Raw genomic sequence first — 15,873 nt, 5'->3', positions numbered from 1 at the left:
GCCTGCCAGATCGTGATGCTCTGCGGCACGATAAAGGGATACATGCTGATGCCGAGCCCGGCATAGGACAGCGCGAACAGGGCCAGCGACAGGAAGAACGGCTGATAGTCGTATTTATTGGCAAGGCTGCGCAATAACAGCGCGGTGACGCCAGCCACCGCGATCGGCACCGGCGCCGTGAGCAAGATGTTGGGCCAGGCGAACCAGCGCTGGGTGTACTGCAGGTGGAGGAACGGCGTGGCGATGCTGACGGCGCCGATCGCGCCCAGCATCGCAAACAGCAGCATCCAGCTCAAGCGATAGGCATTGTCGCGCAATTCGCCTTCGGTCTTCATGACCAGCCAAGTCGCGCCCAACAGCGCGTAGCCGATCACAAGGGCCATGCCGGTCAAGAGGCTGAACGGCGTCAGCCAGTCCCACCAGCCGCCGGCATAATGCCGTGCCTCGACATGCACGCCCTGCAGGATCGCGCCGAGTGCGATGCCCTGCGCCAGCGTCGCCAGCAGCGATCCGCCGGCAAAGGCTGTGTCCCAGCGGTTGCGCTCGCCTTGCGTCCGCCAGCGGAATTCGAACGCGACGCCGCGAAACACCAGGCCCAGCAACATCGCGATCATGGGCGTGTACAACGCCGGCATCAGCACCGCATAGGCCAGCGGGAACGCCGCCATCATGCCGCCGCCGCCAAGCACCAGCCAGGTTTCGTTGCCGTCCCAGACCGGCGCGACGCTGTTCATGATGACGTCGCGATCGGATTTTTTGGGAAACAGCGGAAACAGGATGCCGAGGCCGAGATCGAAGCCGTCCATCACCACATAGACGAACACGGCAAAGGCGATGATGAACGCCCAGATGGTGGCGAGGTCGATGGCGATGCTCATCGCGCGGCTCCCGCGGCTGCGACCGCGGCCGCCGGCGTGACGCCGGCGGTGCGGGTTGGGACACCGCTGGGCGGGCCCTGTTCGCCGTGATGCGGCGGCTGCGCCATCAGGCGCAGGATGTAGATCACACCGGCGGCGAACACCGCAAAATAGACGATGACGAAGGCGATCAGCGAGGACGCCACCGCCGGCACCGCCAGCGGCGAAGCGGATTCGACCGTCCGCAACAGCCCGTACACCGTGAACGGCTGGCGCCCGGTCTCGGTGGTGACCCAGCCCGCCAGCACCGCGATGAAGCCCGCCGGGCCCATCGCCATGGCGAAGATGTGCAGCAGGCGGGAGTTGTAGAGTGACCCGCGCCAGCGCATCCAAAGGCTGAGCAGGCCGAGCCCCAGCATCAGAAATCCGACGCCGACCATGATGCGGAACGACCAGAACGTGACCGGCACCGGCGGCCAGTTTTCGCGCGGCACGGTGTCGAGACCGGCCAGCGGCGCGTCCGGCGCATGTTTGAGGATCAGCGAACCGAGCTTCGGGATTTCGACGGCGTAGCTGATCTTGCCCGCGGCCTGGTCCGGCAGACCGAACAGCACCAGCGGCGCGCCATGGGCGTGGCTCTCGAAATGGCCTTCCATCGCCATGATCTTGACCGGCTGATGCTCCAGCGTGTTGAGCCCGTGCTGGTCGCCGGCGATAATCTGGATCGGCGCCACCAACGTCGCCATCCACATCGCCATCGAGAACATCACCCGCGGCCCGGCGAGATGCCGGTCGCGCAGCAGATGATAGGCGCCGACCGCGCCGACCACCAACGCCGTGGTCAGATAGGCCGCGAGCACCATATGCACGAGGCGGTAGGGGAATGACGGATTGAAGATCACCTTGAGCCAGTCGGCGGCGACGAATTGCCCGTCGGCATTGATGGCGTAGCCGGCAGGCGTCTGCATCCAGGAATTGGCCGACAGAATCCAGAAGGCGGAGATCAGCGTGCCGACCGCGACCATCAGGGTGGCGATGAAGTGCAATTTGTGGCCGACCTTTTCGAGGCCGAACAGCATCACGCCAAGGAAGCCGGCCTCGAGAAAGAACGCGGTCAGCACCTCATAGGCCATCATCGGGCCGATCACAGGCCCGGTCTTGTCGGAAAATGCCGACCAATTGGTGCCGAACTGGTAGGACATCACGATGCCCGAGACCACGCCCATGCCGAAAGCGATCGCGAAGATTTTCAGCCAGTAGTTGAACAGGTTGATGAAGACCTCGCGTCCGGTCCACAGCCACAGCGCCTCCAGCACCGCAAGATAGCTCGCAAGCCCGATCGAGAAGGCGGGGAACACGATGTGGAACGACATCGTGAATGCAAACTGCGCCCGGGCCAAACCAACGGCATCCAAGCCCTCGAACATCGCCGCCATCCGTCATCGCCAATCCGGCGATGAGCTTACCATGCCAAATTTGACAGTAGTACCGCACAGGTGGCGGAGCAGAGCCTCGGTTCCGAACCTGAGCCGAGGTCAATTTTCCGGTTTGACGCGTTTTCCTCGAAAACGCCTTGGTCAGCTATTGTGAACCAACCCGGACCACCGGCGACGTCTGCTTTCGCGCCGCTGTCAGGGGCACAGCGGACATCAAACGCGCCCTGATCCGCGGCCCCTTATTTATAAGTACATGCCTTGATCACAACAGCCGTTACCCATCAAACCGTCCGGTTGCTCCAGATATTGGTGAGCGGACAAAGCGGCAGGAAGAACCAGTCGGTTCGCTGATTGACCAAATGGCCGATGCGCCCGTGCGGCATGCCGCGCCGCCCCAGCTATCGGCCCGGCGAAGGCTTCGCTATTCGGGGAGCTTGTTTTTCACGCTCCTCCCATTCCGTCGCCCACATCATGTGCTGGGTCCGCGAGACCGCCACGGAACAATAACCCCGCTCCTTCTTTTCGGCGTCCTCCCAGAACCAGTGCATGCAGCCCGCTCCAACGCAGAAATCTCCACGATAACGCATTTCGCGCGCGTACCAGGGAAAGAACTTCCACAAGAAGCGCCATCTAGCCCAGTCCCGGTATGTCCACCGTCCGCGCTTGCCGACCTGCATGACGCACATCCGCATCCGAGCTTCGCTCGGCGGCAACATTCCGCGCATGTCGAAAACCCTCCCGCTTCGCACGACCCCACCGTCCTGCAAATGGGGAAGATCGGTCGGTTCTGAGGTGAATCTTTGACGGCCGACCATCCCTCGCGCCCCCTTGTAGATGCGCTACTTCGAAGTCGCCACTCAATTTTCCGGGTTCCTTTTCGCTCAAGATCTCCGACTTGTCACGCATTTGACGCGGCCCGCTCCGCCCGCAAGACGCGTATGCTTAATTTCCACGATTGGAACCGGATTCTGCATGCATTTCCTGGTCAGGCGCGGCGTGACCGCCCTGATCACCGAAGGCGGCGCACGCGAGCCGAGATGACGCTCGATCACACCACGGTGCCCGGCGGCGCCATCATGGTGCCGGGCATTGCGAGCGCGACCGACGTCAAATCCCTGCTTCAGTCTTGGCGCGACCCGCGCGATGCTGTGTACGCGGGTGGTGACGGCCTGGCCGCCATAGGCGATCGCCAGCATCGGCAGCGCGGCGCCGACGACGAGCAAGAGGTTCGCCCACGCCGTGTCCGATGCCCGGCTTCACGAGACACGTTCCCAAAAGCAGAGCGACCCGGCGGGGGGCATCCCGGCCGGGTCGTTGGAGGTACTTGGGAGGCTGGAAACCGATTAGGCGTAGAGAGATTCCACGCTGAAGGTCACGTTGCTTGGTCTCTATGTAGCGAGCGCGTTTTTCCGGGTGATGTCGTGGATTGTTTCAATTGTTTCGTCGCCGGTAATCATTGGTTCCGGAATCAAGTTCGGCTTTTCACCCATTCAACATATTGATATTGCTGTATTTAGGCGGCGATAGTGTCCACCCCGGCGCCCTTGAGCAAATCTGCCAATTGCCTGCGGGCATAGAACATCCGGGTCTTCACCGTGCTCTGCGGAATGCCGATGATCTCGCCGGCCTCTTCCACCGACTTCTCATGGTAGTAGACAAGGTTGATGATCTCGCGGTGTGCTGGCGACAGTTTTGCGACGCAGGCGCGCAGGATGGCGTTGGTGTTGGCGCGATCGAGCGAGGCCTCCGGCGTGTCGGCCTCATCGGCGATCTCGAGCACGTCTTCCTGCTCGATGTCCTCATGCTTGCGCTGGCGCAGCGCGGTCAGCGCCTTGAAGCGGGCGATCGACAACAGCCAGGTGGAAACCTGGGAGCGGCCTTCGAACTGCGTGGCGGTGCGCCACACGTCGAGAAACACCTGGCTGACCAGGTCTTCGGCCATGGTGGTATCGCGCACCATGCGCAGCACGAAGCGGTAAACCCGAACGTTGTGGCGGGAATAAAGCACATGCATCGCCGTTCGGTCGCCCCGGGCAATGCTTTCGAGCAGCATTTCATCGGTTGTCGCGCGAGCCGCGGCGATGTTGTTGCGGGCCGCGGCGTTGATGGCGATGACGTTCGGCATGACACACTCCCCAGTTCGCCGTTTGGCGGCGTTTCGTTGGGAGTATTGTTAGTTAATGAACGTTTCGGGACGTCTGCACCAAAGCGGGAAAATGGTTTCGTGCCCGGGAGAATTGTTTCGTCGCATGCCGCTCGACGAAACATTCGGATCGAAAAACCAAGCGATTCCAATGAGGGCGGGAACCCGAGAATACGCCCGCGGGACCAATGAAGACGGTCCGCCCTGCTCCAACCGCGGCCGACGGCCGTTCCGGGACTGCATCACGCGCCGTAGGCGCGCCGCGGGATTGGCCAGCCTTGGCTACTCCAATCAGAGGCCGCAAATGCGACGCGCCGGCGCTTCGCACATCATAGTGCCAGCATCTCGCCCTTCGCCCAGGATTCGCGCAGCTTGAATTTCTGAATCTTGCCCGATCCGGTCAGCGGAAAGGTCTCGACCAGGAACCAGTGCTTCGGCGTCTTGTGCGGGGCGAGCGAGGCGCGCATGTAGGCTGACAATTCCTCCTTGTCGATGGCAGCGCCGGGCGCGGGGCGGATGAAGGCGGCGACCTCTTCGCCCCATCTTTCGTGCGGCAGTCCGACGACGGCGACCTCGCCCACCTTCGGATGCCGAAACAACAATTCTTCGAGCTCGCGCGGATAGATATTCTCGCCGCCGCGGATGATCATGTCTTTCAGACGACCCTCGACCGTGCAATAGCCGCGCGAATCCATCGCACAGAGATCGCCGGTATGCAGCCACCCGTCGGAATCGATCGCCGCGGCGGTCGCCTCGGGCATTTCGAAGTAGCCGAGCATGATGTGATAGCCGCGCGTGCAGAACTCGCCGATTTCGCCGATCGCAACGGTTTTGCCGGTCTCGGGATGGACGATCTTGGTTTCCATGTTCGGCAATGGCGGCCCGATCGTGCCGGCCTTGTCCTCGATCGTGTCGGTTGTCCTGGTCATGGCCGCCACCGGCGAGCATTCCGTCTGCCCGAACACGATGGTGAAGGGCGCGCCGAGCTTTTGCTCGAACAGGGTGACGAGCGCGGCCGGCACCGTCGAACCGCCCGAACAGATCGCCTTCACCGACGAAAGATCGGTCGATGCGAAGGCAGGATGTTCCAGCATCGCCACCAGCATGGTCGGAACGCCGATCATCGCATTGCCGCGATAGGTCGCGAAAAGTTCCAGCACGAGGCCCGGTTCGAATGCCTCCGCCAGCACCTGCGTCGCCGCCTTGGAGACCGCGCTGAGGACGCAACAGACACAGCCGCCGGTGTGGAACAGCGGCATGGTGGTGATGAATACGTCGCCAGGACCGATCCCCATTCGCTCGGCAATGTCGGCGCCGTTGTTGGCGAGGCCGCGATGATGCAGCAGCGCGCCTTTCGGAAAGCCCGTGGTCCCCGAGGTGTACTGGATCATGACGGGATCGGTCGGCTTGACGGCGGGAAGCGCGATGCGCTTGTCGTCGCCGGCGGCGATGAAGGCCGACCAGTCGTCGAGACAGATGATCTGGCGAAGTTCCGGGCAGCGCGGCGCAACCTGACGCACCGTCTCCAGCATCGGATTGCCGCGGAAGGAATTGGCGACGAACACGCCGGCCGAGCGCGACTGCTTGAGCACATATTCGAGCTCGTTGGCCCGGAAACCGGGATTGACGGTGACCAGGACGATGCCGGCCAGCCCGGCGCCGAACTCGAGCATGATCCATTCGGGCAGGTTCTGCGCCCAGACCGCGATCCGCTCGCCCGGCTTGAAGCGGCAGAGCAGGGCGCGCGCGGTGCGTTGCGCTTCGGCGTAGAGTTCGCAATAGGTCCACTGGCGGCGAAGCATGGGGTCGGGGACGCCGGCGATCAGTGCGATCCGGTCCGGCGCCGAGCTTGCGGCCTGTTCGAGCAACTGGCCGAGCGTGATGTCGCGTACCGCGGGCGCCGCCGGTCCCGCGACGTAGGATTCCGTCAAAGCCATAGGCCCTCCCGATGCCGGCTTTCGCCGCCGGTTGTTCTATTCAAGACCCGCCGGCGCCAGGCAATGCCCGTCAGCAGCCGCCGCGTGCCGCATCGGCAATTGACGCGCTGTTGCCATGGCGTGGCGCGTCCGTGCGGGCGCCATTACGCCTTGTCGCCGGTCGGCGAGAACAGATAGCCGCCGCCGCGGATGGTGCGGATGACCGCGGGCTTGGTCGGGTCGATCTCGATCTTGCGCCGGATCCGCATGATCCTGAGGTCGACGGCGCGATCGAAGGCCTCGGCGTCGCGCGCGTTCGCCAGTTCCAGGAGCCGCTCGCGCGACAACACCCGCTTCGGATTGGCCGCGAACACTTTCAGCAGGCCGAATTCGGAAGCGGTCAGCGGATGCTCGTTGCCCTCGTCGTCGCGCAGCGCCTGGGCTCCGAGATCGAGCCATTTGGTGCCGAACCGCACCAGCTGATCCTTCGCGGTCTTCGCGCTTGCTGCTTCCGTCGCGGCGGCGGTCCTGGCCGGCGCGCTGCGCCGCAGCACCGAGCGGATGCGTGCCATCAGTTCGCGCAGCTCGCAGGGTTTTGCGATGTAATCGTCGGCGCCGAGTTCGAGCCCCACGACGCGGTCGATCGGGCTTGCGGTCGCCGTCAGCATGATGACGGGGACGTTGATGCGGCTTTTCAGGTCGCGGATGATCGACAGCCCGTCTTCCTCGGGCATGTTGAGATCGAGCACCACGAGATCGGGCACATGGCTTTCGATCACGCCGCGCAGGCTCTTGCCGCCGTCGCACAGCGTGACGCCAAAGCCATGCATCTTGAGATAGTCGCCGACCATCTCGCGGGCCGGCGCCTCGTCGTCGACAATGATGATATGCGGGCTCTGGGTCATGACATCTCTGTTGCGGGCAATGTAACCGTAAACGTCGATCCGTGTCCGGGACCTGCGCTGTCCGCGGTCACATGGCCGCCATGCATGTCGATAATGCGTTTCACGATCGACAGGCCGAGGCCGGTCGAGCTTTCGCCGGCGGTTGGCTTGGCCGAGAGGCGCTGGAACCGGCCGAACAGCCGGCCAAGATCTTCCGGCGACAGCCCGGCGCCCTCGTCGGCGATGCGGATGATGGTTTTGCCGCCCTCGTGGCCGACCAACACCGTGATCTTGCCGCCGATCGGGCTGTATTTGATGGCGTTGCTGACCAGATTGTCGATCGCCTCGCGGATCCGGTCGGCGTCGCACAGCGTGACGAAATTCGTCGGCGCAGACACCGAAATGGCCTGCTGCTTGTTGACGGCCAGCGGCAGATTGGCATCGGCGACCTCACTGACGAGGGCCGCGACATCGACCGGCTCGCGGCGAATGGTGATGTCGAAGGCATCCGCCATCGCATCCGAGATCAGATGGTCGACCATCGAGGTCAGGCGCTTGGTGGCGTCGCGGATATGCTCGACCTGCGCCGCGATGTTCTCCCGGGTCGAACCGGCGCCGATCAGCTCGGTCAGCATTTCGGTGCGGCCGAGGATTACGCTGAGCGGATTCTTCAGGTCGTGGGCGACGGTGCCGAGAATTTCGTTCTTGAAGCCGTTGGCGCGCTGCAGCCGCAGCCATTGCGCCGAAAGCCGGCGGTTGGCCTGCATCAGCGCGCGGGTGCGCTGGGCGACGCGGTCCTCGAGCTGGGTATTGGCCTCGTGCAGCTGCTGATAAAGAATGACGTTGTCGAATGCGATCGAGAGCCGGCTGGAGAAAATCTCGACCAGTGCCCGGTCGGTGTCGGAGAGCTGGCGCTCCGCCTGCAGCAGCACCACCACTTCGCGTCCGCTGCCGGTGCGCAGGTAAAGCACGCTGCGGTGGTCGGCGAATTCATTCTTGCGGCGCTGGAAGGCGGCTTCCACCATCCCCCGCAAATCCGGATCGAGCGCCGTGGAACTGGTCGTGCCGACAAAGCGGCTGTAGCAGCCCGAGCCGGCAAGAACCGAAAAATCGGCGCTGACGGAGCCGCGGTTGTCGCGCAGAACCAGAATGCCCGCGCAATCGACATTGAGCAGCGAGGCAAGCTGCGTCAGCACGCCCTCGGCGAGGCGCTGCATCGATTTGAAATCGTACAGCGTCGAGGCGGCATCGATGATGATTTCCAGTCCGCGGCGGGTCTGGACCATGCGCTCGAGCTGCTGGTAGCTGCGCAAGGCCGCGGTCAGCGAGGTGAACAGCTTGTCGGCCGTCAGCTCGGTCTTCGCCTTGTAGTCGTTGATGTCGTACCGGACGATGACCCGCCGCTCCGGCGCCTGGCCAGGCTGGCCGGTGCGCAGGATGATGCGGACGGTCTCGTTCCTGATCTCGTTGCGGATATATTCGACGAGCTCGAGGCCGGCGACGTCGGTTTCCATGATGACGTCAAGCAGCACGGCGGCGATATCGGGGTTGTTGCGCATCAGGACACGGCCTTCGGCGGCCGAATAGGCCGACAGGATTTCGAGCGTTGCCCCGTTGAGATTGTAGTCGCTCAGCGCGAAGCGGGTGCCTTCGTGGACCGCTTGATCGTCATCGATCACGGCAATCTTCCATTTCCGCGCCGACGAAGCTTCCGGCTTGGTGCCGGAATCGTCGATCAGATGGAGGACATCGTCCTGTTCGGCCATTGCGAAGTTCCGTCGGCTAAAGCGTCAGTGATCGCGGGTTCACCCCTGGCGATCCCGAGGTCGCTTGTTGCGATCCTGGGCATGATAATGCGAAATGTGGTGCCTTGTCCCGGTCTTGACTCCAGCATCATGCGACCGCCGAGTTGCTGGGTGACGAGATTGTAGACGATATGCAGGCCGAGCCCGGTGCCGCCCTGGTCGCGGCGCGTCGTGAAGAACGGGTCGAACGCCTGCCGTTGCACGTCCGGCGTCATTCCGGCCCCGTCGTCGGCAAAAATGATCTCGACGTCGTCGCTGCCGCGGGCCCGCGCCGAAATCACGATCGTTCCGGAGCGGCCGCCGGCGAACGCATGATTGACGGCGTTGAGGAAAAGATTGGTCAGGATCTGCCCGTAGGAGCCGGGATAGCCGTCGATCAGCAGCCCTTCGGGCACATCCACCGACAGCGCGATTGTGGCTTTTTTCAATACCGGCCGCAGGCTGGCGACGATCTGGTCGGTCGCTTCCCCGAGGCTGAATTGCCGGCGCTCGACGTGTGATCGGTCCACCGCCACCTGCTTGAACGACTGGATCAGCTCGCCGGCGCGCAGCAGGTTCGCCACCAGCTGCCGGGAGGCGTCGCGCGAGGTCCTGACGAACTCGTCGAGCTTGGAACGGCGCAACTGTTCCGTTTTCAGGCCGGCTTCGAACATTTCCGCGCGGCGCGCGAAGCTGGAGGCGACCGTCAGGCTGATGCCGATCGGGTTGTTCACTTCATGGGCGACGCCGGCGACCAGGCCGCCCAGCGCCGCCAGACGCTCGGCGTCGATCAGGTTCTGCTGCGCGGCGCTCAGCTCGAGCAGCGCGCTCTCGGCTTTCTCCTTTGACCTGCGCAGCTCGTCCTCGGTCTTGCGCTTGGCGATGGCATTTTCGCGGAACACTTCCACCGCGCGCGCCATCGCGCCGACTTCGTCCTTGGCGTTGGTTCCCTGCACGCCGCGATCGTAATCGCCCGAGGTGATCGCGTGCATCGCTGCCATGATTTGCTGCAGCGGCAGGCGGATCGACAGTGCGATCAGGACCCCTGCGCTCAGGATGATGCCGAGGAACATGACCGCGATCGACAGCACCCTGCGCGAAATGTCGCCGAGCGTCCTGTCGAACATCTCCTGTGCCTTCTGCTCGCGCTGGCGCATCTTGACCGAGAGATCGTCGATGGCGCCGATCGCCTCGGCCTGGCTGGCATCGATGGTGTTGCGCAGCAGCTCGGTCCGGTTGGCGAGCTGATCGGTGAGTTTCGCGAGCCCCTCGCGCAGCGCCAATGCCCGAGTATTCAGCCGCGCCAGCGCCATGCGCTGCAGATCGTTGTCGGCAAGGTCGGTCATGACCGGAATCGTCTGCTCGATCGTCTCGGTATTCCTGCGCGCGTCCTCGGCGGAGGCGGTCGCCAGCGAAAGGTAATAGGTGTTGGCGGCCACCAGCATCGCGGTGAAGGCCTCGCGGGATTGGCCGAGCGACGGCCAGATCGGCGCGTCACGATGTCCGGTGGCGCCCTCGATGATCGAATAGAGCCCGGCCATGTCCTTGGCCGGGCGCAAAACCTGTTCCTCATAGGTTTTGGTGATCGTCGCCTGCACCGCGCGCAGCTCGCCAAAGCCGTTAAGGAAGCGGTCGGTGACGCGTTCGAGCTTTTCCACCGACCCCGACAGCATCGGGTCGGTCGCGGCTCGGGTGCTGAGCGTGCCAAGCACCGCTTCGCGCAACAGCAGGATCTCCGCGAACAGTTCCGGGGAAGGCTGATTGATGTAGCGATGAATCAGGTTTTGCAGGCGGCCGGTTTCGCTTTCCAGGAGCGCCAGGATCCTGTCGGACTTCCGCACCTGCCGGACGTCTTCCCAGGCCGAACCGAGCACCTCGGCGCCGTTCCAGATCAAGGCGGCGAGCACCACGACGACGGCGGAGTTCAGCGCGGCGATCGAGAGGATGCGCCAGCGGATCGGTACCGCGCGCAGCAACTGGACGATGCGGATACGGCCACGCGCGGCGAAGCTCGCCGGCCGTTCCACTGCTCGGTCCTGTCGGGGTGCGCCTGAGGTCAATTCAATCCACCTTGCGGATTTGTTCGATCATCTGTGCGATCACGGGATGGCCGCAGGCTGTTCAAGTCGGCGATGGCGCGCACCGGGCGGAAACTGTCGCAGATCGAGCGGGCGCTGGAATCGCCGAAAGCCATGCCGGTATCGGCGGCGCGAAATTCGCGCGCGCAAGCACTCGTCGACGGCGCCGCCAGCAACAGCGTGACAACAAGCACTATGGCCCGCGAAAGGTCGGCGCGGCGGTACACAGGCAACAAATTCCCTTGTGATGGTGTCGGTGGAGCGAAGAAAAGGTTCAATGCAATTTAGCAGAAGCCGGCGAGATATGGCTATCCTGCCGCAATGGGTAATGGTGCACCGCGACCGGTTCTGCCGGTTGAAACCGGCATCGCGGGGTTCTATGAGGGCGCCCAAGGCAGATTTGAAAAGGCAGGATTTGAAAAGGCAGGATTTGACGAGGCAGGACGCTTCATCTCGATCGCGGCAGAACAAAGTGATTCAACGGTGAAGCTGATTCTTGGAATTTTGCGACTTGCCGCCATCGCGGCTGTCGCGGTCGTGTCGCCCGCGCAAGCCGCCACCGAGATCATGTGGTGGCACGCGATGCCGGACGAGCTCGGCAGGCAGCTGCAGAAGCTCGCCGCCGATTTCAATGCCTCGCAATCCGAATACCGGATCGTGCCGAGCTACAAGGGCAACTACACCGAGACCGTCACCGCGGCGATCTTCGCGTTCCGCTCGCGCAGCCAGCCCGCCATCGTTCAGGTCAATGAAATCGCGACCGCGACCATGATGGCGGCGAGGGGCGCGATCTATCCGGTGTTCGAATTGATGCGGGACCAGTCGGAGACGTTCTCGCCCGGCGCCTATCTGCCGGCCGTCACCGGCTACCACGCCGACGTCGCCGGCAACATGCTGTCGTTCCCGTTCAACGCCTCGACGCCGATCCTCTACTACAACAAGGAGCTGTTCCGCGCCGCCGGTCTCGATCCGGAAGCGGCGCCGAAGACCTGGCCCGAAATCGGCGCGGCCGCCAGGCGGCTCCGCGCGGCGGGCGCGGTCTGCGGTTTCACCACATCCTGGCCTTCCTGGATCAATGTCGAGAATTTTTCCGCCTTCCACAATTTGCCGCTCGCAACCAGGGCCAACGGGTTCGGCGGCCTCGATGCCGAGCTGGCCTTCAACAATCCGCTGGTGGTGCGCCACATCGGGCAGCTCGCGGAATGGCAGGCCAGCAAGGCGTTCGACTATAGCGGCCGCGGCCCGACCGCCGAGCCGCGGTTTCAACGAGGCGAGTGCGGAATCTTCATCGGCTCGTCGGCGAATCGCGCCGACATCATCGCCAGTTCGAAATTCGAGGTCGGCTATGGCATGATGCCCTACTGGCCCGACGTGCAGGGCGCCCCGCAAAACACCATGATCGGCGGCGCGACCTTATGGGTGCTGCGCGATCGCCCGCGCCCCGAATATGCCGGCGTGGCCAAGTTCTTCGCGTTCCTGTCGAAGTCGGAAATTCAGGCCGCCTGGCACCAGAACACCGGCTATCTGCCGGTCACCCGTGCCGCGTTCGAGCTGACCCTCACGCAAGGCTTTTACGACCGTAACCCGGGTGCGGCGATCTCGATTTTGCAGATGACGCTGAAGCTGCCGACTGAGAACTCGAAAGGGATACGGCTCGGTTCGTTCGTGCTGATCCGCGATGCGATCGAGGACGAACTGGAGCAGGTATTTCGCGGCGGGAAATCCGCGCAGGTCGCGCTCGATCTCGCCGTCGAGCGCGGCAACCGTTTATTGCGCCAGTTCGAGCGGGCCAACCCGGACAGATAGCGGGCGCCGGGTTGAAGTTTATTTTGCGGTTGCTGCTTTGCTGCGGGCTTGCCAAGGTGCGCATGGAAAATCGTGCAATGGGGAACGGGAGCTTCGGGGCATGGCGGGCAAGCCAGCAGCGCTGGTGATTGGCGCCGGTGACGCAACCGGCGGCGCGGTCGCCCGGCGGTTTGCGCGTGAGGGTTTTGCCGTTTGCGTGACGCGGCGGACCGCGGACAAGCTCGGGCCGCTGGTCGCGCGGATCAAGGCCGAAGGCGGCGAGGCCCACGGTTTCGGCAGCGATGCACGCCGCGAAGAGCAGGTCGTCGATCTGGTCGCATCGATCGAGCGTGACATCGGCCCGATCGAGGTTGCCGTGTTCAATGTCGGCGGTAACGTCAGCTTCCCGATCCGCGATACCACCGCGCGCGTCTACACCAAGGTCTGGGAGATGTGTGCGCTTGGCGGATTCCTGGTTGGCCGCGAAGTGGCGCGGGTGATGGTGCCGCGGCGCCGAGGCACCATCCAGTTCACGGGAGCCACCGCGAGCCAGCGCGGCGGCGCCGGTTTCGCGGCGTTTGCCGGTGGCAAACACGCGCTCCGGGCGCTGGCGCAAAGCATGGCCCGCGAACTCGCTCCGGAAGGCATCCACGTGGCCCATGTCGTGATCGATGGCGGCATCGATACGGCTTTCATCCGCGAACGGCGCGGCGACGGCTACGACGAAGCGAAGCAGCGGGGCGGCATCCTCAATCCCGAGGCCATCGCGGAAAACTACTGGCACCTGCACTGCCAGGACCGGACCGCCTGGACGCACGAGCTTGACCTGCGGCCATGGACCGAGAAATGGTGAAGCGTGCCCTTCCGCCTCTCCCACAACAATGAAATGAGAGCCCAGTCATGCCAGGACCGCTCGCAGGCATCCGCGTCGTCGATCTGACGACGGTCATCTCCGGCCCGGTCTGCACCATGTTGCTGGCCGACCAGGGCGCCGACGTCATCAAGGTCGAGCCGCCTGGCGGCGACATCGCGCGGCGCACCGCCGGCTCGGGCGAATTCACGTCGATGTTCGTCTCCTCGAACCGCGGCAAACGCTCGATTGCCCTCGACCTCAAGCAGCCGGCAGCCCTCGGCGTCATTCGCCGCCTCGTGGCCGGCGCGGATGTGCTGGTACAGAATTTTCGCCCCGGCACCATGGAGCGGCTGGGGCTCGATGAACCGTCGTTGCGCGCACTCAATCCGCGCCTCATCTATGTGTCGATCAGCGGCGTCGGCGAGACCGGTCCCTACGCCAGGAAACGCGTCTATGACCCGATCATCCAGTCGCTGTCGGGCCTCGCCGACGTGCAGGCCGAGCAGGCGACCGGCCGGCCGCGCCTGGTGCGCACCATCGTTGCCGACAAGACGACCGCCGTGCACGCCGCGCAGGCCGTGTGTGCGGCGCTGTTCGCCCGCGAGCGCGGCGGCGGCGGCCAGCATGTCCGCCTGTCGATGCTCGATACAATGATCGCGTTCATCTGGCCGGAGGCCATGACGCAATACATGGTCATTGGCCGCGAGGGCACCGGCACCAACCCGACCGCGCGGCCAGACCTCATCTACCAGACGCAGGACGGCTACATCACGGTGGGCTCGGTTTCGGACGCCGAGTGGCGGGGGCTTGCGGGCGTGCTCGGCAAGCCTGAATGGATTGACGATCCGCGCTTCCGCACGCCGGCCCAGCGCTCGGCCAATGCCGCCGAGCGGATCACCCTTGTCGGCGAGATCATCAAGACCGATGCGAGCCGATACTGGCTCGAGCGGCTCGACGCCGCCGACGTTCCGTGCGCCCCGGTCCTGGCCCGCAGCCAGGTGGCCGCCGATCCCCAGGTGGTCCACAATGACCTGATCGAAACGCTCGACCAGCCGGGCCTCGGCCGGCTGCGGCAACCCCGACCGGCCGCCCGCTTCGAACGGACGCCGGCGGCCATCGGCGGTCCGGCCCCATGGATCGGCGAGCACACCGACGAGATACTCGCCGAACTCGGCTTTGAGCGCGACGAGATCGCAGCCCTCAAGGCATCGCGGGCGGCGAAGGCCGCCGGGCCGAACCCGATCGGCGAGGCTTGAGGTGGCTGCGCGGGCAGGCAGCACCGGCCCCCTGATTCTGTGGGGCGCCGGCACGTCGCGCGCGATCCGGGCCCATTGGGCGCTCGCCGAATTGGGCCTCGACTACGAAAGCCGACCGATCCAGCCCCGCAGTGGCGAGACCAAGACGCCCGAATATACCGCGCTGACCGCACGCCAGAAGATCCCGCTGCTGCAGGACGGCGATTTCACCATCACCGAGAGCGCGGCCATCATCGCCTATCTCTCCGATACCTACGCCACCGAGGAAACGGCGCTGGTTCCGCGCAGTCCGAAGCAACGTGCGCAATGCCTGGAGTGGTGCTTCTTCATCCTGAGCGAACTCGACGCGGCGTCGCTCTATGTCATCCGCCGCCATCGTGACCTCGCCGATATCTACGGCGCGGCGCCCGAGGTGTGCGATGCGGCCGCCGCTTATTTCGGTCAGCAGATGCGCTCCGTCGAGCGGGCGCTTTCCGGGTGCCCTTGCTACCTGGTGGGTGGTCGCTTCACCGCCGCCGACATTCTGCTCTCGACGTGTATCAGTTGGGCCGTTCGCTATGAAGTGCCGGTCGATGTCCGCGTTTTGGCCTACAACGCCCGCATGACCAGCCGGCCGGCATACCTGAAGGCGTCGGACCGAAACACGCCACTGGTGTCATGACATCGCAGTCGGCGGGAACCTCCCGGCCGGCCGCCACAGCCGAAAAATGGGCACTGAGTCGCCACGATCTCGCCCATAATCCTGCTGCACAGTTAACGGCATGAATGTCCGCATCATGCACATGCTCCCGGCGCTGACGCTGTTCGCAGCCTGCGTCAGCGCGCGCGCGGAGACATTCGACGATCTCTGGCTGACGCGCATCAAGCCGCCGCCCTATGGC

The 15,873-nt window shown here is 64.3% G+C and carries 12 protein-coding genes and 1 pseudogene; 4 read left to right on the top strand and 9 right to left on the bottom strand.

Going from position 1 to position 15,873, the window contains the following annotated elements; genetic code table 11:
• From cydB to WCE35_RS00210, 9 genes and pseudogenes are all read right to left on the bottom strand, one after another.
• Nucleotides 1–878: cytochrome d ubiquinol oxidase subunit II (cydB, locus tag WCE35_RS00250; RefSeq protein WP_424591345.1), on the bottom strand; the 878-nt coding region annotated here is incomplete at its 3' end.
• Complete coding sequence (locus WCE35_RS00245) at nt 875–2,284, bottom strand: cytochrome ubiquinol oxidase subunit I (RefSeq protein ID WP_424591344.1); 1,410 nt, start codon at nt 2,282–2,284, stop codon at nt 875–877. The genes cydB and WCE35_RS00245, both read right to left, overlap by 4 nt.
• Nucleotides 2,285–3,396: 1,112 nt before the next feature.
• A pseudogene (locus WCE35_RS00240) lies at nt 3,397–3,507 on the bottom strand (cytochrome c biogenesis protein CcdA); the annotation flags it as partial.
• A gap of 299 nt (nt 3,508–3,806) precedes the next feature.
• Nucleotides 3,807–4,418, bottom strand: coding sequence for a sigma-70 family RNA polymerase sigma factor (locus tag WCE35_RS00235; protein ID WP_424591343.1), 612 nt, complete (start codon nt 4,416–4,418; stop codon nt 3,807–3,809).
• Nucleotides 4,419–4,765: 347 nt separating this feature from the next.
• A complete protein-coding gene (locus WCE35_RS00230) occupies nt 4,766–6,373 on the bottom strand; it encodes an AMP-binding protein (RefSeq protein ID WP_424591342.1) in 1,608 nt (535 codons plus the stop codon).
• Nucleotides 6,374–6,516: 143 nt separating this feature from the next.
• A complete protein-coding gene (locus tag WCE35_RS00225; RefSeq protein ID WP_424591341.1) occupies nt 6,517–7,257 on the bottom strand; it encodes a response regulator in 741 nt (246 codons plus the stop codon).
• Nucleotides 7,254–9,002 (bottom strand): ATP-binding response regulator, encoded by a 1,749-nt coding sequence (locus tag WCE35_RS00220; protein ID WP_424591340.1) that lies wholly within the window; start codon nt 9,000–9,002, stop codon nt 7,254–7,256. The genes WCE35_RS00225 and WCE35_RS00220 overlap by 4 nt, the downstream gene beginning before the upstream one ends.
• Entirely contained in the window at nt 8,972–10,978 is a 2,007-nt protein-coding gene (locus WCE35_RS00215; protein WP_424591347.1) for an ATP-binding protein, read from the bottom strand. The genes WCE35_RS00220 and WCE35_RS00215 overlap by 31 nt, the downstream gene beginning before the upstream one ends.
• A 98-nt stretch (nt 10,979–11,076) precedes the next feature.
• Complete coding sequence (locus tag WCE35_RS00210) at nt 11,077–11,376, bottom strand: hypothetical protein (RefSeq protein ID WP_424591339.1); 300 nt, start codon at nt 11,374–11,376, stop codon at nt 11,077–11,079.
• 211 nt (nt 11,377–11,587) lie between these two features.
• Between WCE35_RS00210 and ugpB the strand changes: the two genes are divergently transcribed.
• The 4 genes from ugpB to WCE35_RS00190 all read left to right on the top strand — a co-directional run bounded on the left by ugpB (nt 11,588) and on the right by WCE35_RS00190 (nt 15,653).
• Nucleotides 11,588–12,904: a sn-glycerol-3-phosphate ABC transporter substrate-binding protein UgpB gene (gene ugpB, locus WCE35_RS00205; RefSeq protein ID WP_424591346.1), complete on the top strand. Its 1,317-nt coding sequence runs from the start codon at nt 11,588–11,590 to the stop codon at nt 12,902–12,904.
• Between the two features lie 100 nt (nt 12,905–13,004).
• Complete coding sequence (locus WCE35_RS00200; protein WP_424591338.1) at nt 13,005–13,736, top strand: SDR family NAD(P)-dependent oxidoreductase; 732 nt, start codon at nt 13,005–13,007, stop codon at nt 13,734–13,736.
• A gap of 47 nt (nt 13,737–13,783) precedes the next feature.
• Nucleotides 13,784–14,992, top strand: a complete 1,209-nt coding sequence (locus tag WCE35_RS00195) for a CaiB/BaiF CoA transferase family protein (RefSeq protein ID WP_424591337.1) — start codon at nt 13,784–13,786, stop codon at nt 14,990–14,992.
• 1 nt (nt 14,993) lies between these two features.
• On the top strand, nt 14,994–15,653 hold the full coding sequence (locus WCE35_RS00190; protein WP_424591336.1) for a glutathione S-transferase family protein: 660 nt from the start codon (nt 14,994–14,996) through the stop codon (nt 15,651–15,653).
• Nucleotides 15,654–15,873: the final 220 nt, after the last annotated feature.

This window comes from Bradyrhizobium sp. (genome assembly GCF_049691595.1).
In the GTDB taxonomy this organism is placed as follows: domain Bacteria; phylum Pseudomonadota; class Alphaproteobacteria; order Rhizobiales; family Xanthobacteraceae; genus Bradyrhizobium.
Note: the sequence above shows the minus strand (reverse complement) of the source record. Positions and strands in the feature narration are given on the sequence as shown.